The following is a 1,098-nucleotide window of genomic DNA, read 5'->3' as shown; positions in this document are numbered from 1 at the left end:
TTGTACGACGGCGACGCGGACGACACGAGCGAACCCCTCCCCGGCACGACCAACCACAAGATCATCCCACGCCGGCCAGCCAACGTGACAATGCCAGCTGCCCCGTTCCGTTCACGCGGTGGCTGTTCCTGCTGGCTGGGGCTCTGTGGGGAAGGCGATCCCTTCGTCGAACGGGATGCGTGCCTGGAGGCAGTGGTGGAGTTGGCCGAGCATGGATGGTGTCCCGCCGAGTGGTGTAGCAGCGATCTCTGCATAGCCCCTGGTCATGGGGCGGCCATCGAGAGTGGGCGTGGGCTGAGCTTGACTGTGGAGCTGTTGGGGCCGCCCAGGTTGTTGCGAGGGTGGCGGTTCCGGGCCAGGCGGCCCAAGGGGGTGGCGGGCGGGGCCCGGTACGGCCCTTCACCGTTGCTGGCCGCCAGGTGGGTGGGTCGTGGGACGTACGGCAGATGGGCGGTGAGCCCGTATCAAGTCAGGACCGGGAGAAGGGTGCCGGGTCAGGCCGACCCGGCACCCTTCCTGTCACCCGTCGACGCCAGGATCAGAGGTTGCCGGCCTCGTCGCACCAGGTCCAGTCATCCGCCTGGGAGGCGGGCACGTTGCAGTATGAGTACCGGTGCGTTTCATAGCCGCCAGGGGCGTCGTACTGAATTCCCCAGAACTCCACCTCGCCCTTCCACCACCATCCGTAGATCTTGGTCCAGTAGTTGGGGGTCGAGATCCATCCGGTGCAGACACGCACACCGTTCTGGTTGTTGCCACACATCTTGACCACGTCGGAGTAGCGCGTGGATATGGCCATCTGCTGACCGTTGGTTCCGGCAGTAGCCGGTGCGGCCGTTGTGATCAGGGCGGCCGCAGCCAGGGCCGAACCGGCGATGAGGGATCCGATTCGGGAGGTGATCTGCTTCAACATGTGCAAGTCGTCTTTCGCCTAGTCGAGTTGGCACTGATCACGATAGAGGTCGGAGGTGATCTCGTAGAGGCTTAATGGAGAACTTGTAGCGGCACTGTCACGTTGACTGACCGGGTGGGATGATCTTCTGGTGGGTCATGCTGGGAGGAGTTGTCCGTGGGTAGTACGCCGCCGTCGTACAAGGG

At 64.0% G+C, this 1,098-nt stretch carries 1 protein-coding gene; it reads right to left on the bottom strand.

Annotated features, from left to right (window positions below):
• Window positions 1-538 precede the first annotated feature (538 nt).
• Window positions 539-913 (bottom strand): hypothetical protein, encoded by a 375-nt coding sequence (locus AB0N06_RS38985; RefSeq protein ID WP_366139392.1) that lies wholly within the window; start codon window positions 911-913, stop codon window positions 539-541.
• Window positions 914-1,098: the final 185 nt, after the last annotated feature.

It is taken from the genome of Streptomyces sp. NPDC051020 (genome assembly GCF_040683105.1).
Lineage (GTDB): Bacteria > Actinomycetota > Actinomycetes > Streptomycetales > Streptomycetaceae > Streptomyces.
Note: the sequence above shows the minus strand (reverse complement) of the source record. Positions and strands in the feature narration are given on the sequence as shown.

Bases quoted from the DNA above. Each gene is read 5' to 3' on its own strand.
- AB0N06_RS38985 (WP_366139392.1), bottom strand. From the start codon at position 913: ATGTTGAAGCAGATCACCTCCCGAATCGGATCCCTCATCGCCGGTTCG.